We start from the raw sequence: 22,207 nt of genomic DNA, 5'->3' as shown, positions 1-22,207 counted from the left end.
CATTTAACCCTAGAAATAGCGAGTACACACACGTACAATGAGCCTTTTGATGGGACTCGATCTGGGGACGTCCGGCGTGAAGGTACTCGTCACCGATGCCGAGGGCGAGGTCGTCGCGACGGCGACCGAGGAGTACCCGCTCCATCACCCCGAAGTGGGATGGGCCGAGCAGGACCCCGCCGACTGGTGGGACGCAACGATCGACGCGATCAGCGGGGTCCTGGCCGAACCGGCCGTCGATCCGGAAGACGTCGAGGCACTGGGACTCACCGGCCAGATGCACGGCTCGGTATTTCTCGACGACGAGGGTGAGGTCCTGCGCCCGGCGATCCTCTGGAACGACACGCGAACGTCGGCTCAGTGTGACGAGATCGAGGAACGCGTCGGCGAGGATCGGATCATCGAACTCGCCTCGAACCCGCCGTTCGAGGGCTTCACTGCGCCGAAGATTCTCTGGGTCCAGGAACACGAACCCGAGGTCTACGACCAGACCGAGACGATCCTGCTGCCGAAAGACTACATCCGGTACAAACTGACCGAGGCGTTCGCGACGGACGTCAGCGACGCTTCCGGGACGCTGCTGCTCGACGTCGGCGAGCGCGACTGGTCGCCCGAGATCCTCGACGAACTCGACATCTCGCGGGACCTCCTCCCCGAAGTCTACGAGTCGCCGGAAGTCACCGGCGCAATCACGGACGCCGTCGCCGAGCGGACGGGGCTACCGGTTGGAACCCCTGTCGTTGCGGGAGCCGGTGACAACGCGGCCGGTGCCGTCGGCTCGGGCGTCGTCGGGGACGGTGACGTCTGGGGTTCGATCGGTACGTCGGGGGTCATCTTCGTCGCGACCGACGACGAGCGGACGGACCCCGAGGGCCGGGTGCATACGTTCTGTCATGCCGTCCCCGACACGTGGCACGTCATGGGCGTGATGCTCTCGGCCGGCGGTGCGTTCAGCTGGTTCTCGGAGACGCTCGGCGGGCCCGAGGAGGTCGTCGCCGACCAGCTCGGGAAGGACGCCTTCGAGGTGCTGACCGACGAGGCCGCGACTGTCGATCCCGGTTCGGAGGGGCTCATCTTCCTGCCGTACCTCAACGGCGAACGGACGCCCCACCGCGACGCCGACGCCCGCGGTGCCTTCTTCGGGCTTTCGACCCGCCACGACAAATCCCACATTGTCCGGTCGGTCCTGGAGGGCGTCACCTACGGTCTGCGTGACTCCTTCCGGATCGTCCGTGACGACCTCGGTGTCGACACCGGGCAGCTGAAGGCGGCCGGCGGCGGCGCGAAGAGCCCGCTGTGGAAGCAGATCCAGGCTGACATCTTCGACGCGGAGATCCTGACGCCGAACGTCGACGAGGGGCCGGCCTACGGGTCGGCACTGCTGGCCGGCGTCGGCGCTGACGTCTACGACAGCGTCGCGGACGCCACCGAACAGGCGGTCGACATCGTCGACAGCGTCGAACCGATCGAACAGCACACTCGCGTCTACGACGAGTACTACGAGATCTATGAGTCGCTGTACCCCGCGCTGGAAGACTCCTTCGCAGCCAACAGCGCCGCGATCGAGTCCGCCCAGGACATCCTCGACGAAGCGTAACTGCCCTGTAGGCCGCTGCTTTCTGGCACTAGTGAACCGCTCTCCACGACCGGACGGAATCACTCGAGAAAGTCATTGAGGCCGGCAGCCGATCGAGTATTGAGCACATCCACGTCTTCCGCCCAGCCGCGCCGCGCGGTGTGGACGCCAAAGCGCCGGTAATCGAGAGCTTCAGGTCGGTGCGCGTCGGTGTCGATCGCGATCGTCGCCCCCGCGTCGATCGCCCGCTTGGCCTGGCTCCCTTCGAGATCGAGCCGATGCGGGTTGGCGTTGACCTCAAGCGCCGTGTCGTTCTCGGCCGCCACCTTGGCCACGGCGGAAACGTCCACGTCGAGGCCGGGGCGGCGGTTGAGCTGTCGCCCCGTCGGATGACCGATCACGTCCACTGCGGGGTGGCGTGCGGCTTCGATCAGGCGGTCGGTTCCGTCGCCGTCGAGACCGGCGTGTGGCGAGGCGACGACCAGGTCGAGCGATTCGAGCACCTCGTCACCGACAGAGATTCCGCCGTCGGTATCGATGTTTGCTTCGACACCGGCGAGGACGGTGATGTCGTCACGCGCCTCGTCGACCGCCGCGATCGCCTCGCGCTGCTCGCGGAGTTCGTCGTCCGAGAGCCCGACGCCGCCGACCATGCCCGGCCCGGTGGCGTGATCGGTGATGCAGACGTACTCGTCGCCCCGTTCGGCGGCAGCCGCGGCCATCTCTTCGATCGTGTTGTTGCCGTCCGACCATTCCGTGTGGACGTGGAGGTCGCCGCGGATCTCGTCCGTCTCGATCAGCTCTGGTAGCTCACCCGCGTCTGCGGCCGCGATCTCACCACGGTTCTCACGTAACTCCGGCGGGATCCAGGGCAGATCGAGTGCGCCGTAGACCTCGGCCTCTGACTCGCCGGCGACGCGCTCGCCAGCCCGCTGATCGTCTACTTCCTCCTCCACAGCCGAAATATCGAAGACGCCGTACTCGTTGAGTTTGAGATCCCGATCGATCGCCCGGTTGCGCAGGTCGACGTTGTGGTCCTTGCTTCCGGTGAAGTACTGCAACGCCGCGCCGAATTCGGCTGGATCGACCACCCTGAGGTCGATCCGGACGCCCCCCGACCGGACGCTGGCCTTCTGGTCGCCGGCTTCGATCACCCGGTCGGCCCCCTCCCAGTCGGTGAATGCTTCGACCACGGCCGGACCCTCGGTGCTTGCGACCAGCGCGTCGACATCCCCGATGGTCGGCTTCCAGCGGCGAAGCGACCCGCCGAGTTCACATTGCTGGACGGCCTCCACCGCTCGTAGGTACTCGCGCACGCGCTCGCCCCGCGGCCGGGCCTCGCCCAGCAACTGGCGTTCGTGGGCTTCTCTGGCGAAATCGATCCCATCGAGGATGTTCTGCTCTGTCTTCGCCCCGAACCCCGAGACGTTCTGGATCTCCCCCGCCTCGGCGGCCGCCTCCAGGTCGTCGAGGGTTTGGATTCCGAGTGCCTCATAGAGCGTGCCGACGGTCTTCGGCCCGACGCCCTCGACGCTCGTCAGCGCGTCCATCTCGACGGGGAGTTCCGCCCGCAGATCCTCGAGTTCCTCGATCGCGCCGGTCTCGACGTACTCGACGAGCTTGTCGGCGATCGCCTCGCCGACGCGGTCGATTTCCTGGACTGCCTCGACCCCGTCTTCGGCGAGATCGACCACGTCCCCGGGATATTCGGCGACGTTCTCGGCCGCCCGGCGATAGGCGCGTGGTTTGTATTCGACGTCTTTGGCGTCCAGCAGGTCGGCGAATTCCTCGAGACGAGCGGCGAGTTCGGCGTTGTCCGTCATGGGCCACCTCGTGCCCGCCGGTCGCCCGACTCGCCGTCTTTGCCCAGTGCCTGCTGGATGAAGCGCATCCAGCGCTTTCGATCGGCGGTCCTGGCGGCTTGTTTCTCAGCCTCGATGTCTCCGGATTCGAGCGATTCGAGCGCCTCCAGCGCCCGGTCGATCCCCACGATCGAATCGGCGAGGTCCTCGCCCTGTTCGTAACTCAGGTCACCCGATTCGAGCCGTTCGACCCGTCGATTCCGCTCCCGGCGGAGCTTCGTCTTGACGGCCTCGACCCGCTCGCGGTGGTCGGCCGGGATGGTCTCCTGGCGTCTGGTTTCGAAGACGAACGCCGAAAGATCGAGGGATTCGCCGTCGATCTCGATCGTGTCGGGGATCGTCGCGCCCACGGTCGCGCCCTCGCGCTCGACACGTTCGAGGAGCTGTTTGCGTTCGTACTCGTGCACGGCTGTTCGTCCGGGGCCGACGGACAAAAATCCCCGCTCGTGGCGGCTGGGACGTTCAGCTGGAGTCCCCGCGGATCGTCCGTAGCGTGGATCGCGACCTCAGATCGAATTGAATCGCCACCGCTGATTGTCGCCGCCGTGCCAGGGCCACTGCAGGACGTTTGCCCCGTCCTCGCTTGATGCGTTCTCGACGTCTGCCACCGAGCCGCCGTTTTCGTTCTCCAGGCGATACGTGCCGTCGCCGTTGTCGATAACGTTCCAGTCCTGGCAGGGGTGATCGGTGTCTCCGTACTGGCGGACGTTCGCGCCGTCGCTGGTGTCTGCGTTGGCGACTTCGAGTAGTTTTCCGCTGTGTGCGTTCGTGAGCCGGTAGGTCCCGTCCCCGTTGGCCGTCACGTTCCAGTGTTGACAGGGATGGCCGGTGTCCCCGTACTGCCGGATGTTGGCCCCGTCAGCCGTCTCGGCGTTGGCGACCTCTAGGAGTTTGCCACTGTTTAGGTTCGTGATCTGGTAGGTGCCGTCACTGATGGGGCCGGCACTGTCGCTGCCATTGTCCCCCCCACTGCCACTGTCCCCACCAGTACCACCGCCACTGTCTCCGCCAGTACCACCGCCACCGCAGTCCGTGTTCCCGCGGACCGTCGTGTTACCCGCGTAGGTTTCGATGGCTCCCGACCCGTTGTCACAGAAGGCGTTGTTGACGATCGCGTTCCCTTCGGTGTCGGGCCCGGTTTCGTAGACGCCATAGCCCGCGTTGTCCCGGATAGTCAGGTTCCGGACGGTGACGTTTCGGGTGTATGGATGTTGGTCACTGCTGCGGGAATCCAGCCGGATCCCAGCACTTCCCGTGTTGGTGATCGTGCCGCCGTCGATGACCGTCTCCCGGGTGTCCTGAATCAGGTTCCCGCCGTTGCCCTCAAGGGTGACGTCGTGGATCTCGATACCGCTGCTGCCCGACACTGTGAAGATGCCGCGTCCACAGTCAGTCGCGTCGACGCTGTCGACGGTGATGTTCGGCCCGGCGTCGTTCGCACACCGGAAGCCGGCGTAGCCGCCGCCCTGGTCACACCGCGTCGCGTCGACGTACTCGACCGTCGCGTTCGAGGTGTCGTTCAACAGCAGTCCACAGCCGGTGGCGATATCGGTCGCCCTGACCGTTCCAATGTCGAGCCCGTCGACGCCGTAGGTCTCGACGGCGTGGGTCCCCGACCCGTTGATGTCGGCGCTGTTGAGCGTGACGTTCGTCGTGTCGGGGCCGTTCCGGCCGTCGATCCGGATGCCCAGCCCGCCCGAGAGGTCCATCGTGACGTCGTCGATGACCACGCCGTCGCAGTGAGAGATCCGGATTCCGTAGCGTGGATTTCCGGTGACGTTGAACCGCTGAATTTCGACTTCCTCGGCGTTCTCTGCGCGTGCCGGAATGATCCACGGCTCGCCGGTGTCGTTGACGTCGATCGAGCCGGGAACGTCGAGGATGGTGTAACTCGGCAGGTCGACTGCCCGGAGACCCGAGGCGGTGCCGGTGCTCCCCGTCGCGTCGACTCTGACCTTTTCCTTCGTCCTCCGACCGGGTGTAAGACTGTCGACGGCGGCCTGGATCGCGTCGATGTAATCGTCCCCGGCATACACTTCCTGTCCACCGTTTTCCGCGATGAACTGACCGTTGGTGTCGTAGACGACTGCGTCGTGATCGGCCCCCAGCGCGGTTCCCACCAGACCGGAAACCAGCCCAGTCCCCGCCAGCGCGAGGGCACGGCGTCGCGTCGTCGCTCGCCCGCCCCCCGTATCGGTTGCTCCCCGTTCTGCGTTCCCGTTTCGCCCCCCGTCCACGTTGCTATTCTGTGGCATCGCTTCACACGCACAATGCTGTGTGTCGCATTAAATTGTTTTCTTTTCTGGATGTTGTAGATACTAATTCGAGTGTGCCCGTTGGCCCTTGCCAGCCCAGGTGGTTCTACGGGATGGTGACTAGACAAATCGGCTTCCGAACTGCGGTTTGAGTGGGAGAGGACTGCAATCGGGGCAAGCACAATCTCTTTGCCGCAGGGTCCGTTACCCACCGGCAATGACGACCTGTGACGTGTGCGGCACGGAGATGAATATGCCGTATCACTGCAATCACTGCGGGGGAACGTTCTGCTCGGAACATCGGCTCCCGGAGAACCACGACTGTCCGGGACTGGACGACTGGGGTGACCCCGAAGGGGTCTTCGACAGCGGGTTCGACGACAGCGTCTCGGCGGGCAGCGATCCGAGTTCTTCGAAGAGTCTCCTCGATCGGATCGGGATCGACACGGGGCCCGGCGGCCCGCTGGCGTATTTCCGTGGGAATATGACGTACGTGTTCCTCGGGCTGATGTGGATTACCTTTCTCTTTCAGTTTCTCGTTGCCACCGTGGCGATTGGGACGCCCAACCTTCAGGTTGCAACGCTTTCTTCGGAGTTGTATCGATCGATTTTCGTCCTGGCTCCACAGCATCCCGAATACGTCTGGACGTGGTTCACGTCGGTACTTTCACACGGGGGATTCGCACACATTGCATTCAACAGTATCGTGATCTTCTTCTTTGGACGGCTAGTCGAGGACTACATCGGCTCGCGGGACTTCACGCTCCTGTTCCTCTCTAGCGGCGCGCTTGCCGGGCTTGGACAGGTCCTCATTCAACTCTATCAGGGGATACCGTCCGCAGCGGCGGTCGGGTACTTCCCTGGTGGAGTCGTCGGCGCGTCGGGTGCAGCCATCGCGATCATGGGCGTCTTGACCATCCTCAACCCCAGTCTCCGAGTGTACGTGTACTTCATTTTTCCCGTCCCGATCTGGCTGGTGACGATCGGCCTGGTCGCGATGAACGTCCTCGGGATGTTCGGTGCGGGCGGCCAGGGCGTTGCCAACGCCGCTCACCTGATCGGGCTCGCGATCGGGCTCGCCTACGGCCAGCACATCCGCGATCGGATCCGGGTCCCGAACCAACTCCAACTCGGCGGCGGTCGCGGCCCTGGCGGTCCAGGCGGCCCCGGCGGCCCGGGTGGCCGTGGGCCGTTCTGAGCGATGGACGTTTCCCGCCCCGAGTTCGTCCCCGATCCCTCGCTCTCCCGCGACGAGATGGAAGCCTTACAGCGCGAAATCGCCGACGTTGCCCTCTTCGAGGACGACTTCGCTTTCGATCCCTCGGCGATCGAATTCGATTCACCAGTCGATCTCGGGGACGATGATCAGCACCGACTCACCGGCGACAGCCCGATCGTCGCGGGCGTCGATCAGGCGTTTCTCGACGATGGCGATCGAGCCCTCAGCGCTGTCGTCGCCCTACAGGACGGGCGTGTCGTCGATCGGGCGTACGCGGTCGTCGACACCGAGATCCCCTACATTCCTGGATTGCTGAGTTTCCGCGAGGGCGGGGCGATCCTCGCGGCGCTGTCGAATCTCGCCGTCGAACCCGATCTGCTTGTCGTCGACGGGAGCGGCCGCATTCACTTTCGGGAGGCGGGGCTGGCGACGCACATCGGCGTCATGGTGGACGTTCCTGCCATCGGCGTCGCCAAGAACCTGCTCTGTGGCACGCCGGCCGAATCGATCCCTGATCGCATGGCGGAGGGCGATCGCATCCCGATCGAGGCCGATGAACGGGTCGAGACTGCTGAGCCCGGAACCGTCATCGGTCATGCCGTCCAGACGCGCCAGTACCAGTCGGGCTCGACGTCGATCAATCCGCTGTACGTCAGCCCCGGCCACCGCGTGAGCGCGGCGACGACCGTCGACCTCGTGAGTCAGTGTGCGGCCGGGTACAAACTGCCCGAGCCGACGCGGTTGGCCGACCGCGAGGCAGATCGGCTGAAACGCCAAGGCGGCGAGGCGTGACCACACGGTCGACAACTCCGAACCGCTGATCAGGGCGTGTTGACTTTAGCAGGGATCGCCTGCAACAGCCAGAAAGCCCCCGCGCTCTCAGCTGCCGCGACTCGCTGCGCTCCAGTGGGTGCTTGCGTCGTCGGGGTGCGCTGAGAGCGCGGCCCCTTTCAGTCCCACCCGAGACCGGTTGGTCAGCCGGCATGGGTGGGACTGAAAGGGGCGAGCGGCTCCGGGAAGACGGCCGACGCTAGCACCGCAACGGAGTGAGGAGCGCAGCGAGGGCTTCGACCGGAGCCGCTCGGGGCTTTCTGGCTGTTCTCAGCCGCGACTCGCTTACCTAAACACCACCGCTGATCGACCGCCAGGGCTTACTGCACCCCGCTCCTCGCGGTCGGTATGGAAGACCACATCGCACTCATCACCGGCTGTTCGTCCGGTATCGGCCGGGCGAGCGCCGAACGCTTTCTCGAAGAGGACTGGACGGTCTACGCGACCGCCCGTGACACCGACGATATTGCCGACCTCGCCGACGCCGGGGCCGAAACAGCCAAACTCGACGTGACCAACGCCCGCGCCGTCGAGCGGGTCGTCGACCGGATCATCGACGAAGAAGGCCGGATCGACTGCCTGGTCAACAACGCGGGCACCGGTCAGTTCGGCCCGATCGAGGACGTCCCGACCGATGCCCTCGAGGACCAGTTCGACGTCAATCTCTACGGTCCGCACCGCCTGATCCGAGCGGTTCTGCCGCACATGCGCGAACAAGCGGAGGGGACGATCGTCAACGTCTCAAGCCTCCAGGGTCGGCTCGCCGTCCCTGGCATGGGAGCCTACGCGGCCTCGAAGTTCGCCCTGGAGGCGATGAGCGATTCGCTCCGGGCCGAGGTCGATTCCCACGGCGTCGACGTGGTCGTCGTCGAACCGGGCGTCGTCGAGACGTCGTTTGCCGACCGGACCGACGCGAGCCGCGAGCGTCTCGAACAGTCGGGCGCGTACGACGGGATCTACGAGGCCCAGGACGACCGCCGGGCGATCGAGTACGACGGACTCTTGGGCATTCCGCCGGAGGACGTCGCGACCGTGATCTACGACGCCGCGGCGATGACCGACCCAGATCCCCGCTATGCGGTGGGCAACGGCGCGAAACTGATCCTCGCGCTCCGGTACCTGCCCGATCACTGGCGCGACGCCGCCTTCGGCCTGTTCCAGCGCGTGGCGGGCCTCGGGCGATGATCGACGACCGCGATCGGCTGGCGGTGACGCCGGCTCACGACGTCGCTCTGTCCTGCATCGAGGCCGGGATCGAGGCGGCGACTCCCCAGCGCGTCCTCCGGGAATCGCTCTCGGTCGAGGGGGACGTCCTGACTGTCGCCGGGAGCGAGTACGACCTCGGGGCCTACGACTCGGTGGTCGTCCTCGGCGGCGGGAAGGCCGCCGACGTGGTGGCCCGCGAACTCGAACGTCACCTCGAAGACTACATCGACCGGGGACTCGTCGTCTCGACGAAACCAGTTGCGACTGACACCGTCGAGACAACCGAAGGTAGTCATCCGATCCCCGACGCCGACAGTCTGGCGGGTGCTCGCCGGGTCTTCCAGCGAGCCCAGGGACTGGGCGAGGGGACGCTCGTCCTCGCGCCGATCACGGGCGGCGGGAGCGCGCTGCTGGCGTTGCCCGCCGGCGACATCACCCTCGTCGACCTCCAGGCTACCACCGAGGAACTGGTAGAGTGCGGCGCGTCGATCAACGAGATCAACGCCGTTCGCAAACACTGCTCGGCGATCAAGGGCGGCGGATTGGCCAGGGCGGCCGCACCCGCCACGGTCGTCGGCCTGCTGTTCTCGGATGTCGTCGGCGACGACCCCGGCGTGATCGCCAGCGGCCCGACCGCACCCGACGCGACCACCTACGAGGATGCCCTCGAGATCCTGGATCGCTACGACGTGGCCGTCCCCGCGGTCGTCCGCGAGCACCTCGAAGCCGGTGCGGCCGGCGAGCGTGCGGAGACGCCAGCTGATCCCGGGGTGCTGGGTCACGTCGACAACCACGTCCTCGCCGACGCCTGGACGGCACTCGCGGCGGCCCGCAACGCCGCGGCGGAAGCAGGCTACGAGCCGCTGGTTCTGTCTTCGCGGGTTCGCGGCGAGGCGACCGAGGCCGCGCTCTCGGGGCTCGCCATCGCCGAGGAGTGTGCGGCCACCGGGACGCCCGTCGAACCGCCGGCTGTCCTGCTGTCGGGCGGCGAGACCACGGTCACCGTCATGGGCAACGGGGCCGGCGGCCCCAATCTGGAGTTCGCGCTCCGGGTCGCCGTCGAACAGCACACTGATGTCGTCTGCGCCAGCGTCGACACCGACGGCGCGGACGGCGGCACCGAGGTCGCGGGTGCGATCGTCGACGGCGAGACGCTGTCGAACCCACAACGCGGCCGGGCGGCGCTGCTGGAAAACGACGCGCTACCGGCGCTCGAAGAGTCAGGTGCCGTGATCGAGACCGGGCCGACGGGGACGAACGTCAACGATCTGCGGGTGTTCGTGGTCGAGGCGTGATATCGTGGATCCGTGGGATCTCCCTGGAATTCGTGATCCACCTCTCCTAAGGGGGATGGCCCTACCCAAAATGCCGTTCCCTCACAAATGAGCGCGTAACGTGAGAATTGACTCACCTCAAGGGCTAACTGAGTGGCCCATCAATTGAAACGTCTTTAGCCCTGGGAGATGTTGAGTGAGGGGTTTACATTCACACTTTGGCGAAAATCTAAATTTATATCAGATTGGGATATAACCCAACAGATTTAATGAAAGACCACTCTCTTATATATTCCATGGGTCGAAATTACAAACGTAATGAAGTCTTCACGCCCAATTCTTATCCAAAGTATACTTACGTAGAACAGGAAGGTAAAGACTTAGAAGAAAAACTGAACAAGGCTCTTGAAACTCATGGTGAGGTTATCTCTCTTGCTGGCCCTTCAAAATCAGGTAAAACAGTACTAATCGAGAATGTAGTGGATGAAAATCTTTTAATTAAAGTGCTTGGTTCAACCATTGATTCCAAAGTCACCTTTTGGAAGAATGTATTGGACGAAATGGGGGTTGCACATTCATTAGAAGAGACTCACGAGTCGACAGAAGAACATAAATTAAGCACAAGAGTACTTGCTAAACTCGGGTTAAGCTCCTTTATCGGAGCCGAAGCTGAAACAAGTGCAGAGCATACTCATATTGATTCTCTTGGTGAGACAGAGGTTTATGATCGTGTTGGCATTTCCAAGACGATTGAGGAACTTCAGAATGGCGATTATCTTCTATTGATCGATGACTTTCATTATATTGATAAATCAGTCCAAGAAGATCTAGCTGAAGTCATCAAAGAAATACCACATCAAGGAATTTCCATTGGAGTAGCACTGGTACCTCATCGAAGTGAGGATATCTTACGAGGAAATCCTGATCTGCGTGGAAGAGTTCAGCCACTAGATATTGGCTATTGGGATATAGGAGATTTAAAACGCATCGCAGAGAAAGGATTCAGAAAATTGAATGTTGATGTCGACGATGTCTTAAATACGAAATTAGCGGAAGAGGCTGCAGGTTCTCCTCAACTTATGCAAAGATTATGTCTTGAGGCCTGCTATGTATATGATGTAATTGATTCCCACAACTCAACCAACATAATCAGAGCTGAATCTGATAAGATTGAAAATATTTATAAACGAACAGTAGGATATACTTCACATGAGCGCACAGTTGATATTTTAGACAGCGGAAAAGAATCCAGAGGAGAAGGTCGGACAGTATGGAAATTTCGAGATGGATCTGAGGGTGATTACTATAACTGTATTCTCAGAGCCATTGGCAGCAATCCAGTACAGCGATCATTTAATGCAAAAGAATTGAAGGAGAGAATGGATTCAATTTGTATAGGAGATCCGCCTGCAACCAATCAAATCAAATCTGGTTGCGGACACATGGATGATCTATGCGAAGATAAATTGCCAAATGAATGGCCGTTAGACTGGGACAGGCAAAAAGAGGAATTGCATATTCCAGACCCCTATTTCCTTTTCTATTTGAGATGGTCTGACCACATTGGACAGCTTCCTACAATAACGGTATAGAAGTCATAATGATATACTTAGGCTCTCTTTGATTGGCGGAGTTTAGAAAAGTACCCAAGAACGTCTATATTTCGACCGGCCAAACAGCCGAATCCTGGCGGACTGAAAGGGCGAGCCAGTTTCGGGAACCCCGACGACGCAAGCACTGCAGGGCGCGTAGCGCCCGAAGCGCGCAGCAAGGCGCGGGACCGAAACTGGCGAGGGCTTTCAGAGTGGTTTTCCATCGTTTTGGATCCTTATCTGAACACCGCCCATCACCCCCTCACAAGGGCTAAGTAAGCTGGCTCACAATGTACACACGATGAGTAGCGACAAGAAGCGCGTCCAGTTCAGAGCGCCGCATCGACTCGTCGATCGGACGGACGCACTCGCGGACGTTCTCGGCGAGGACCGGACGGACATTCTCGTGACGGCGCTTCGGGAGTACCTGCAGGACGCGACCCACGACGACGCGCTCACCCAGGAGATCGCGGCCGCCTACTACGACGACGAGATCACCTTCGACCAGCTCAAAGCACTCGTCGGTGCCGAAGAGGCTGCGAACCTCCGGGTGTTGAAACAGCAACTCGACCGGGACTTCGTCGACGAGGTTGCGGACGCATAGATGTCGGTCCTCGTCGCCGATGCCTCCGCACTCGTCAGCCTCGGGATCGTGGCGAAAGCGGATCCCGATCCACTCGCGCTGTCACTGGATCGATACGCGGTCGTCGTCCCGACGGTAGTCGTCGACGAACTCCGAGAGATCGCCGCTTACGATGACGAGCACGGTCGGGCGGCTACGGCCGTCCTCGATCGGACTGGCGCGTTCGAGACGCAGTCGGTCGATCTTGACGTCGACTTCCCGCTCGATGACGGCGAGAACGCCGCCGTCACCCTGGCGAACGATCTCGACGCGGCGCTGTTCCTCTGTGACGAGTTCAACCAGCTCGGGCTGATCCACGCGTCGCTCGCCGATACCCGGCTCGTGACGACCCCGACGCTGCTTTCGGTTCTCGTTCGGTCCGGGCAACTATCGTCGACGGCTGCAGAGGGGCTCCTCGACGAGATCAGTGACGCCCGGAGCTGGGACGCCAATAGCTACGTGCAACGCGCTCGCTCGCTGCTCGAAGAGCCGTGACGCTGATCAGCTATTTTCTTCGTCGCTTTCAACCACGAAACTGAGGGTAAACGACGGACTATGCCCGCCCACTCAAAAGTCGATGACTTGCTTGTCTTTCCAGAAGAGCCCGCTCGGCGATCCCGGACCGAAGCGCGACAGCCAGATCGGCGTCTCGGCCCCTTTCTTTGGCTCGCGCGGGGCCTCTTCGCCACCGAGGTCGGTCGCCACCCAGCCCGGATCGACGGAATTGGCGATGAGTCCGTCTTCGCCGTACGTCTGATCTAGCGAGACCGTCAACGCGTTGATGCCGGCCTTCGAGATCCGGTAGGCCGGCATTTCGGACTCGATCGGGTCGGCGAGGATGCCTACGCCGGAGGAGACGTTCACGATCCGTGGGGCGTCCGTCTCCAGCAAGTGCGGGAGCGCGTACTTGCTCAGTAGTGATGGCCCGCGGAGATTTACATCCAGGATTCGATCGAAGTCCTCGCTGTCGATGCCTTCGATACCCGCTCCGGCCCCGCCGACGCCCGCGTTGTTGACGAGGACGTCCAACTGACCGCCGGCGGTGACTACCTCCTCGACCGCGCTTTCGATCATGGATTCGTCGGTCACGTCGATCTCGACAGCCTCGACACCGTCCGGAAGGGCCGCCGTCGGATCACGGACGCCGCCGTAGACCGTCGCGTCGAGTTCGATGAGACCGCTGGCGATCTCGCGACCGATGCCCCGATTCGCTCCCGTCACGAGGGCAACCTGTCCATCAAGTGTTTCCAGCAGATTTGGCTCCATCGTTGGCAGTTGGTCGGGGGTCGGTTTGGATGTTGTCACTAGAGGTCACAGAGAAGCGGATCGATCGACGACGCGGTCGGCTACTCCTCCAGACAGGCAGAGACGACCCGCAGCAACTGCTCGCCGCGGACCTCGTCGGCGAACAGCGGCACCCGCCGGACGTCGTGGCCCCGGAAGACGTCCTGGGAGCGCTGTAGTGCCTGCTGCTGGACGTCCCAGCGACGCTGGCAGAACTCACACGTCTCCAGATTTGGCGAGACGTACCAGTCGGCGTCGACGTCAGCGACGTCAGCCAGATCCTCCATGACTCGGTTGACCACGATAGTGCCGACGGGAATGTCGAAGGCAGCGAGTCGCTCAAGGAGACGCTCGGACTCCATGACGCTCAACTCCTCGGGGACCATGACGACTCGGAAGTCGGTCTTTGCGGGATCCTGAAGGATCGTCCGCAGGCGCTCGATCCGTTCCCGGAGGACGCGCAGGTCGTCAAGCCCCTCCTCGATGTCCTCCTCGTCGGCGTCGCCGAACATCCCAGTGATGGTACCCATCATCCCGCTCAGGCGCTCGCGGAAGGACAGGAGTTTCCCGACCATCGTGTCCATGACCTCCGGGAGTTCGAGTAATCGAAGGGTGTGACCAGTGGGAGCCGTATCGACGACGACGCGATCGAAGCGCTCGTCGTCGAGATACCGGATGAGCAGCCGGATCGCCGCGGCCTCGTCGGTGCCGGGCATCGCGTTCGTAAAGGGGTCGGTGACGTCCTCGCCCAGCAGATCGCCGAGGCCGCCGAGCCCGCCGCCCTCGAGGCCGAGCGGATCGTCGCCGAGGGCTGCTTCGGGATCTATCTCGGCGGCGTACAGCGGCATGTCCTCGCGGATCTGGGCCGGTTCGGCGGGGATGTCCGTCTCCAGGGTGTCCGACAGCGAGTGGGCGGGGTCCGTCGAGACGACCAGCGTCGAGGTGCCGTCGCGGGCGCTCGCGAGTGCCGTTGCCGCCGCCATCGTCGTCTTTCCGACGCCGCCTTTTCCACCGTAGAGGACGTACTCCGACCCCTCGATCCCGCTCGGGACGACCGACTCGTCGATCTCCTCGACAGGCTCCACGTCGATGTCGTTCATGGGCGGTGTTTCCCGCCCGGCCTTACGAACTTCCCGGTCGTGGGACGCGCGTACGGGTCGACTTCGTCTGCTGTCCAGTACTCACCACCGTGAGTTCGACGCCTGAATTCGAGTATATACTCGGTCGCGCTTGGAGTCTGAGTCGGACGATCTCGATCGAACATCGGATCCGTGAGAACCTCGGCTCGATCTCGGACGAGCGCATGGACGGCGTGGATACCGCACTCGAATACAGCCTGGGTCTCGTCGAGATTTGATCGATCGCACTGACTACGTGCCGTGAGATGGTATCGAACGGTGCATGAGTTGCCGCGGTGCAGTTTTGGTGAATCCGATCGAGATCGAGATGTACACGGACGGCACGGCATTCCGAGAGCGCTTCAGCGGTGTTCGTTCGGATCGTAATCCTCACCGGGTTCGATCGGCGTGTCCGACTGAACCTTGTACGTTCGGGCTTTTTGATGACGCTTGTAGAAGTACACAAGGGGAAACGGGAGCACAAGCAGCGTCAACAGGTATCGTTGTCGGGCGAACGTATACCCGACAAGCGCAGTGGCGAGGAGGATTGACAGGTGGCCGTACACCCAGAGACCGTGTGAGACGGATTCCCAGTCCCCGTACAGATACGCATAAAAGAACTCCTCGATCCATCTCGTCAGCTGGGGCATACCGAAAGACGATAGATCTACCATCTTAGGTGTGTTGGACGACTGAACGCAGCGATCGCCGACTCACCGCCCCGCCCAGAACCGATCGATCTGATCGGGCAGGAACTCCGGGCTCATCGTCACGAACTCCTCGCGTTCGGCCGGCGAGAGATACATGCAGGTAGACGTAGCTGACGAAGCTGTTAGCGCGAACGTGATTATTCAACAGAAGGTATTCATACTGAGTACTATATGGGTGAGTAATGCGTGATCACTTGCTGGGGGCGTTTTGCGCTTTCGCAGTGGTACTACTCGTGACTGGCTGTGTGGGGACTCCCGACGGGGAACATACGCACTCAGATTATCCAGTGTATCTCGAGAACCTTGGCAGCGAGAGCGCAACAATTGACATTACGGTTGTCCGAAACGCAACGGGCGAAACCGTTCACAATCAGCGTTATGAGGTTGACCCCGGCGAAGAGCAAGAGGTCTACAACACTGACAGAGCGTCCCCTACTGGCCTCGAGACCTTTGAAATCCGCTATACTGCACGTAATGAAACTAAGCAGGTAACCATTCAGACGAACCAATGTTTCGGAAGCGCTCATGTAGTGATTCAAGCGGACGGCACTCCCTCATCGTACTACACGACTTGCCGAGTGGATCTCTCGGCACTCACTGAAACCTAGCCCCCCTGTCTGTAACGATTCGATCACTGAGATTTGCGCAACAACCGGTGCAAGATATACGCCTTGTATCTCGCACGGCACTCTCGACCAGGCCCAGGTAGACAGCCATACGGAGCGTTGTCTGAGACACTTTGGTGTCAACTGCCACGGGCACTGGCCCGTGGCTTATCAGTGGACTCACCGCGTCGTGCCGAACTGTCTTGTTCGGTGTTCACGGGTCGGCATCCCTGACTTCGAGGGCCGGTTGACTGCGGCCCGTGATCGACGACAACTGTGGGCCGCCGACCACTATCAGATTAATGGGATGTAAGTATAATAAGAATTGTGGACAGTTCGGCCAGTGTCGACTTCCTCCCCGCCCACGGTGTTGACGCAAATCGAATATTTGCGAAAGCCGAAAACCGGGTTTTCGGAAGGGCGCAGAATCCGCCTTGCTACCTAGTTTGAAACCATTCGGCAAGAGCAGCGATCGCCAAGTCACCGCTCCGCCCAGAACCGATCGATCTGATCGGGGAGGAACTCCGGGCTCATCGTCACGAACTCCTCGCGTTCGGCCGGCGAGAGATAGCCATAAACCGAGTGCCGAGCGTCGGGCGTGTACCGCGCCCCGACCAGCGCCCGGACGCCGACCTCCTCAGCCCCGCGGATCACCCGTCCGATCGCCTGGCGGGCGCGCCTGACCGCGGGAATCGTCAGCGCGTACTCGAAGGCGTGGTCCTCGCCGAAGACGTCGCCGTAGGCGCGTTGGACCGCCCGGACACGGGGCGAGCCGATGTTGACTAAGGGGACACCGACGACCGCCGCCGCTCGCAACTTCGCGCCGTCGTAGTCGACGCCCTCCGTGAGCGTGCCCCGCGTGCTCGTAACCAGTACTTTCCCCTCGCTGGCGAAAAACTCGCCTTTGAGATCCTCGGTCGCCTCGTTGCTGGAACTCTCGTCGACGAGGACGGGCTTCTCGACCGTGTCATCGAGATACGCGCCGGCCCAGGTCGCCTCGCGGTAGTTCGGCATCGCGATCAGGACGTTGCCCGGGTTGCGCGCGATGGCCCGGAGGACGTGGGCGTACTCGTCGCGGGTCGAGTTCCACTCGTTGCCCAGCGGTTCCATCGTTGCGGGGTCACCACGATTTCGCGCGGTGAACGGCGTCGCGTCGACGATCCAACTGGCGCGGTTCGCCGGCGGAAAGGAGAGGCCATAGGAGCGCGTCAGGACGGGACGGCCGTCGTCCTGGGCTGGGTCTGGGGGTTGCTCGCTGGTGTCCTCGTTTCCGTCTGCCAGCGCGTCGAGTCCGGCCACGCGCGTGAACACGTCGAGTGGGGCCAGCGTCGCGCTCATCAGCATGCCCCCACCCACGTCGTCGAACGTCGATGCCAGTGATTCCGCCGGCAAGCAATCGAACAGCGTCAGCCCGGCGGTGTAGGTCGATCGCCAGCCTTCGATGCGCTGGTCGTCGCGGGGGGAGTGATCGAGTTCGATCTCCCGGAACGCCGTCGCGTGATCGCGCTCCCACCACCGTCGAGCGATCGCGCCGGCCGCGGCGACGACGGGCGTCCGTCCGATCCCAAGTTCTTCGCTCGCGTCCTCGACGGCCAGCCCGATCGTGTCGAGTTGCCGGAAGAGGCCGCCGTCGTAACCCGCCTGTTCGGCCCACCGCGTGAGTTCGTCGGGTTCGGGCTCGTCGGGATCACGGAGGGGTATCTCCAGGTCGTGGGCCGGCAGCGCGCCCTCGTCGGCCCGCCAATTTCGACCTACCTCGCTATCGAGGTGCTCGGCGATCCGATCGTCGAGCCAGCCCAGCAGGTCGTCGTAGAAGTCCCGGGCACGCTCGACGGCCTCGAGTGGCACGTCCTGGCTGCCGAGGTGGGCCCGGACCTCGCGTTTGTGATCCTCGCTCTGGCGGGCCAGCGAGAGCAACTGATGGCAGTCGTTGCGTGCCTGGACGATGGTCTGGCGGCCGAGTCGGTCCGACAGGAGGTCCCGGACGCGCTCCTCCAGGCGGTGGGCCTCGTCGACGATCACGAACGTCCGCTCGTCGAGAATACCTTCGATCAGTCCCCTGGAAGCAGGGTCGAAGAGGTGGTTGTAGTTGCCGATCACCACGTCTGCGGCCCCGACGAGCGTCTGCATCGCCCGGTGGGGACAGGTCCCGCGCTCGACGGCTCCGGGCAGGTACTCCGCCGCAGTGACGACGTGCTCTTCGCCGGCGGAAAAGCCGACCGGCGAGCCGCGGTTGCGGGCGTACCAGTCGGCCTCGAAGGGGCAGTAAAGCGGCGGGTCCTCGCCGCCGATCTCGTCGGGGGCGGTCGGCTGGGTGCGGCGATAGGGGGACTCCGCCCCGCCGGTCGACAGTGTGCCGGCGACCGCCTGCTGGCCGCTCCCGCCGGGTCGGGCCGCTTTCGCCAGGTCGCTGCCCGTCTGTGGGTCCCACCACACGTCGTCGTTCCGCGGGCGGATCACGGCGTCGGCGACGGGGCGGTCGTCGCTCGATCCGTCGCTCTCGACGAGATCGGCCGTGTGCTCCCGGAGATCCTCGCAGCGATCGTGGACGCTGGCGTCGGGCGGGAAGACGTCCTCGCGGCCATAGGGACAGAGGTCGCGTTTGCCGACAAGCGCCACGCCGGCGAGTGGTTCCGACAGGCCAGCGTTGAGTTGGCGGAGGTCGGCGACGAACTGGCGGCGTTGCTGTTTGACCGGCGTCACCACGAGCAGTCGCTCGTAGTCGTCCTCGCGGACGAGCGTCGCGCCGGCGGTGAGGGCAGCCATTGTCTTGCCAGTCCCGCAGGGGCCTTCCATCGCGAGAAAGCCCCTTCGGCGACCCGCTGTGATCGCCGCCTCGATCGCGTCGGCCTGATCGTCGTAGGGCTGGCCAAACCCGAACACCTCTTGCCAGGCCGCGTCGGTTTCGTCCCGCGTACCCATCGATACGGGTACTGGATCCCGGTCGGGTTTGAACCCACGGATTTGGGCAGCGCCTCGCCGGACGATACGGGGATCGATCTGCTTATAGTTCAGTTGTCGGTGTCCCGGGACTGAATCTCATTCATTGACATCGATAGGGATTTTTATAGGGTGTGCCAATCAATAGGCACCTGTGTCGGGGGCCGCCGAGATCATCGAAGCGATATTGGGGGAGTCCGGGCCGGACTACGAGTCGTTCTCCTTCGAGGAGACACCGGGCGACACTCGGACCGATAGTCACTTCGTCACCGTCGAGTACCAGGGCGAGTCCTACGAGGTCGTGGTCAAACTCGCCCCCGAGATCGATTCGACGTTTGCGGTCGAGCCGTTTCTCCACGAGTACGTCGCCGACCGGACCGACGTACCCCTCCCCGGAATTCTCGTCTTCAAGGAGGAACCCGAACAGAACGTCCCGCCGTATTTCATCACCGAACGCATCCACGGCGACAACCTCGATGAGCACTTCGAGAGCCTTTCGGCCGACGATCGGGGTCAACTCATGTATCGAATCGGTGAGATCCTGGGGGACATGCACTCGACGATTGCCTTCGAAGGATACGGACGGTTGGATCTGGACGACGGTCGACTCATCGTTCGGGACCTCTCGTGGGATTGGCGGGAGTACTTCGAGGGGCTCACCCACGGTCATATCGACCAGCTTGGCGGGACGACCTTCGAGGATCTGCAGCCGACCGCCCGCGAACGCCTGGCCGATCGACTCCCTGCCGTCCCCCAGCAGGGCGTTCCGCGACTCGTTCACGACGATTTCCGACCGGGGAACCTCCTGATCGAACCCGATGGCCCCGAGATCTCGGCTGTCCTCGACTGGGAGAAGACCCTGGCCGGCGATCCGCTCTACAATCTCGCCCAGATCGAACTCCTGTTCATCGATTCGGTCTTCCGCGATCCGGACGAGCGCGAACAGTTACGGGAGCAACTCCACGAGGGATATCGCACCGAGACGGAGTTCGCTGTCGATGAGGGCTATGATGCCTGCAAACCCCTCTATCAGTTTTCGACACTCGTCTGGCGGATGGCGGGCTTCGACTCGATCTACGGTGACGCCTCGCCGCTGGCCCGCACCCGGGCCGAGGCGTATTACCGCGAGCAGTTCACGAACCTCGCCCGGACGCTTGAGACCGACCGCCAGGGTCGGTAAGTTCGATCGACCGGTCGGCGGCTCGGCACGTGCGTTTTTCACCGCGGAAGGCCACGGTTCAGGTATGACAGCTGACACCGACGGATCGATTCAGGAACGCCTCGGGACCGCGCTCCGGGAGCACGACGAAACCGTCGCAGTCGCCGAATCCTGCACCGGGGGGCTCATCGGATCCCTGCTGACGGACGTACCCGGGTCGAGTGACTACTTCGACCGATCGCTGGTAACCTACTCTTATGACGCAAAGCGAACGGAACTGGCCGTCTCCCGGGAAGCACTCGACGAAGAGGGGGCCGTCAGTGAACGCGTCGCGCGACAGATGGCGGGGGGTGTTCGCGACCGCGCCGACGTGACGTGGGGCGTCTCGACGACCGGCATCGCCGGCCCAACCGGCGGCACCGAGGAGAAACCTGTCGGCACCGTCTTCATCGGCGTGGCCTACGCCGCCCCCTGGGACACCGGCGACTCGGGGACGCGAGTTCGTCGGTACGAGTTCGACGGCTCCCGCACCGAGATCAAACGCCGGATCGCCGAGCAGGCGTTGACAGATGTACTCGATGCGGTCGATTCAGGCGGCCTGTGAGGTGTGGGCAGGGTCACCCTCACTGTCACCGACATGAGAAACGCTTTCGGGGACGGACCACGTCGCTCCGATCGATGAACAAGCGCGGACACGTTCTCAACGCCCTGCTTTTGAGCATCGGCCTCGGCTACATCCTCGAGCCCGCCGGCGACGTGGCCACCTTCGAGATGATCGCGGCCGTCACCGTCCCGGTGGTGCTGGGTGCGATGGTCCCGGACATCGACACGGCCTTCGGTCGCCACCGCAAGACGCTGCACAATCTGTTCGTCCCGCTGGTCGTCGGTGCCTACCCGTACTACCACGGGAACCTCGAGTACGTCTGGATCGGGGTCCTGAGTCACTTCGCACTCGACATCATGGGATCGCGTCGAGGCCTCGCGCTGTTGTATCCGCTGACGGACAACGAGTTCAACCTCCCGATCGGTGTCCCGGTCGACAGCAAGTACGCCGAGGCCATGATGCTCGCGGTGACGGGCTTCGAACTCGCGCTGGCGGCGATGATCGTCTATGAGATCCCGCAGTACGCCTTCGAAGCTGGCCTCAAGGCTGTCGGCCTCCCGTAACCGCTTGCTCAATACACGCTCACGTCGTCAAAGCGCCCCTCGTAGGCCGGTTGTTCGGGGTGGGTCGGCTCCCGTCCCGAGAGGACAAGGCGGTCTATCTTCTTCCAGGAGTTTTCCCACCCAAGGTGTGCGAACTCGATTGCCCGCTGACCGTAGTGCGTGAGGCCGGTTCGATGCGCTGGGTCACCGGGAACGCCGGTTCGGAATGTCTCGACCAGGTCGGCCGCGTCGTCGATTTCTCGGTCGAAGGATGTCCAGATCTCGCCAACGGTCCCTGGCAGATGTGCGTACGAAGAGGCAAAGGCCGGCAGATCGAACTCGCGGGCGATCGACCCGGCGCGGCGCTCGTGGTGGGGCCAGTATTTCGGATTGTACGTCTCGACGGCGTCGATCACGTCACGATACTGTTCGATCTGCTCCGAGCCGAGGCTGACTGAGAGGAAGGACGGGTGGGGGACCAGGACGGCCGCCCCCTGGCGATCGAACTCTCTCATTGCCGCTTCGAGCGTGATGAAGTCCGGGACGGGCGCTTGGAGGCCGATCGCGAGGACGTGCCGGCGATTGCGCCACGACCCCGTGAACACCTCTCTGCCGGGGACGACAAGCAGTTCGTCGTCGGAGAAGCGTTCAGCCCTCGCTCTGATGTCGTCGAATCGCTGAAAGTGGGGGGCATAGACGAGCGCGTCCAGGCCGCGGGCTTTGGCGCGCCGGACGATCGCCTCGTCGAGGACCTTGACGTGGGGATCGACGGCAGTCACGGCGTCCGATAACCAGCCACCGAAGATAT

19 protein-coding genes and 1 pseudogene are annotated in these 22,207 nt (G+C 62.9%); 12 read left to right on the top strand and 8 right to left on the bottom strand.

Annotation, left to right across the window (positions count from 1 at the left end; genetic code table 11):
• Nucleotides 1-37: 37 nt before the first annotated feature.
• Nucleotides 38-1,597, top strand: a complete 1,560-nt coding sequence (gene xylB / locus SVXhr_RS10610) for a xylulokinase (RefSeq protein ID WP_275737172.1) — start codon at nt 38-40, stop codon at nt 1,595-1,597.
• 59 nt (nt 1,598-1,656) lie between these two features.
• Here xylB and polX read toward each other — a convergent pair whose 3' ends face one another.
• The 3 genes from polX to SVXhr_RS10595 all read right to left on the bottom strand — a co-directional run bounded on the left by polX (nt 1,657) and on the right by SVXhr_RS10595 (nt 5,693).
• On the bottom strand, nt 1,657-3,399 hold the full coding sequence (gene polX / locus SVXhr_RS10605; RefSeq protein ID WP_275737171.1) for a DNA polymerase/3'-5' exonuclease PolX: 1,743 nt from the start codon (nt 3,397-3,399) through the stop codon (nt 1,657-1,659).
• A complete protein-coding gene (locus tag SVXhr_RS10600; protein WP_275737170.1) occupies nt 3,396-3,845 on the bottom strand; it encodes a DUF5788 family protein in 450 nt (149 codons plus the stop codon). The genes polX and SVXhr_RS10600 overlap by 4 nt, the downstream gene beginning before the upstream one ends.
• A gap of 99 nt (nt 3,846-3,944) precedes the next feature.
• Complete coding sequence (locus SVXhr_RS10595) at nt 3,945-5,693, bottom strand: RICIN domain-containing protein (RefSeq protein WP_275737169.1); 1,749 nt, start codon at nt 5,691-5,693, stop codon at nt 3,945-3,947.
• Nucleotides 5,694-5,910: 217 nt separating this feature from the next.
• Here SVXhr_RS10595 and SVXhr_RS10590 point away from each other — a divergent pair, with 217 nt between their 5' ends.
• From SVXhr_RS10590 to SVXhr_RS10560, 7 genes are all read left to right on the top strand, one after another.
• Nucleotides 5,911-6,891, top strand: a complete 981-nt coding sequence (locus SVXhr_RS10590; protein ID WP_275737168.1) for a rhomboid family intramembrane serine protease — start codon at nt 5,911-5,913, stop codon at nt 6,889-6,891.
• A 3-nt stretch (nt 6,892-6,894) separates the two neighbouring features.
• Complete coding sequence (locus SVXhr_RS10585) at nt 6,895-7,704, top strand: endonuclease V (RefSeq protein WP_275737167.1); 810 nt, start codon at nt 6,895-6,897, stop codon at nt 7,702-7,704.
• Between the two features lie 387 nt (nt 7,705-8,091).
• Nucleotides 8,092-8,928, top strand: coding sequence for an SDR family oxidoreductase (locus SVXhr_RS10580; protein ID WP_275737166.1), 837 nt, complete (start codon nt 8,092-8,094; stop codon nt 8,926-8,928).
• Nucleotides 8,925-10,244: a DUF4147 domain-containing protein gene (locus SVXhr_RS10575; RefSeq protein WP_275737165.1), complete on the top strand. Its 1,320-nt coding sequence runs from the start codon at nt 8,925-8,927 to the stop codon at nt 10,242-10,244. The genes SVXhr_RS10580 and SVXhr_RS10575 overlap by 4 nt, the downstream gene beginning before the upstream one ends.
• Nucleotides 10,245-10,519: 275 nt before the next feature.
• The gene (locus tag SVXhr_RS10570) at nt 10,520-11,815 is read left to right on the top strand and encodes a hypothetical protein (RefSeq protein WP_275737164.1); all 1,296 of its coding nucleotides are present in this window, start codon (nt 10,520-10,522) and stop codon (nt 11,813-11,815) included.
• A gap of 301 nt (nt 11,816-12,116) precedes the next feature.
• Nucleotides 12,117-12,419 carry a hypothetical protein gene (locus tag SVXhr_RS10565; protein ID WP_275737163.1) on the top strand — a complete coding sequence of 101 codons (303 nt, stop codon included), beginning with the start codon at nt 12,117-12,119 and terminating at the stop codon, nt 12,417-12,419.
• Nucleotides 12,420-12,932, top strand: a complete 513-nt coding sequence (locus SVXhr_RS10560; protein ID WP_275737162.1) for a hypothetical protein — start codon at nt 12,420-12,422, stop codon at nt 12,930-12,932.
• Nucleotides 12,933-13,004: 72 nt separating this feature from the next.
• On the opposite strand, the gene SVXhr_RS10555 is transcribed toward SVXhr_RS10560, so the two are convergent.
• On the bottom strand, nt 13,005-13,703 hold the full coding sequence (locus tag SVXhr_RS10555; protein WP_275737161.1) for an SDR family NAD(P)-dependent oxidoreductase: 699 nt from the start codon (nt 13,701-13,703) through the stop codon (nt 13,005-13,007).
• An 80-nt stretch (nt 13,704-13,783) separates the two neighbouring features.
• Entirely contained in the window at nt 13,784-14,821 is a 1,038-nt protein-coding gene (locus SVXhr_RS10550; RefSeq protein WP_275737160.1) for a TRC40/GET3/ArsA family transport-energizing ATPase, read from the bottom strand.
• A gap of 143 nt (nt 14,822-14,964) precedes the next feature.
• Here SVXhr_RS10550 and SVXhr_RS10545 point away from each other — a divergent pair.
• Nucleotides 14,965-15,078, top strand: a pseudogene (locus SVXhr_RS10545) (type II toxin-antitoxin system PemK/MazF family toxin); the annotation flags it as partial.
• Between the two features lie 123 nt (nt 15,079-15,201).
• Here SVXhr_RS10545 and SVXhr_RS10540 read toward each other — a convergent pair.
• Both SVXhr_RS10540 and SVXhr_RS10535 read right to left on the bottom strand, forming a co-directional pair.
• The gene (locus tag SVXhr_RS10540) at nt 15,202-15,489 is read right to left on the bottom strand and encodes a hypothetical protein (protein ID WP_275737158.1); all 288 of its coding nucleotides are present in this window, start codon (nt 15,487-15,489) and stop codon (nt 15,202-15,204) included.
• A 1,145-nt stretch (nt 15,490-16,634) separates the two neighbouring features.
• Nucleotides 16,635-19,076: an ATP-dependent DNA helicase gene (locus SVXhr_RS10535; RefSeq protein ID WP_275737157.1), complete on the bottom strand. Its 2,442-nt coding sequence runs from the start codon at nt 19,074-19,076 to the stop codon at nt 16,635-16,637.
• 172 nt (nt 19,077-19,248) lie between these two features.
• Between SVXhr_RS10535 and SVXhr_RS10530 the strand changes: the two genes are divergently transcribed.
• The 3 genes from SVXhr_RS10530 to SVXhr_RS10520 all read left to right on the top strand — a co-directional run bounded on the left by SVXhr_RS10530 (nt 19,249) and on the right by SVXhr_RS10520 (nt 21,420).
• A complete protein-coding gene (locus SVXhr_RS10530) occupies nt 19,249-20,274 on the top strand; it encodes a phosphotransferase family protein (protein WP_275737156.1) in 1,026 nt (341 codons plus the stop codon).
• A gap of 64 nt (nt 20,275-20,338) precedes the next feature.
• Nucleotides 20,339-20,857, top strand: coding sequence for a CinA family protein (locus SVXhr_RS10525; RefSeq protein ID WP_275737155.1), 519 nt, complete (start codon nt 20,339-20,341; stop codon nt 20,855-20,857).
• 74 nt (nt 20,858-20,931) lie between these two features.
• Entirely contained in the window at nt 20,932-21,420 is a 489-nt protein-coding gene (locus SVXhr_RS10520; protein ID WP_275737154.1) for a metal-dependent hydrolase, read from the top strand.
• A gap of 8 nt (nt 21,421-21,428) precedes the next feature.
• Here the strand turns inward: SVXhr_RS10520 and SVXhr_RS10515 are convergent, their stop codons facing one another.
• Nucleotides 21,429-22,178: a PHP-associated domain-containing protein gene (locus SVXhr_RS10515; RefSeq protein ID WP_275737153.1), complete on the bottom strand. Its 750-nt coding sequence runs from the start codon at nt 22,176-22,178 to the stop codon at nt 21,429-21,431.
• Between the last annotated feature and the right edge of the window lie 29 nt (nt 22,179-22,207).

The organism is Halorhabdus sp. SVX81, from assembly GCF_029207715.1.
GTDB lineage: Archaea > Halobacteriota > Halobacteria > Halobacteriales > Haloarculaceae > Halorhabdus.
This window is presented reverse-complemented; position numbering and strand designations above follow the sequence as displayed.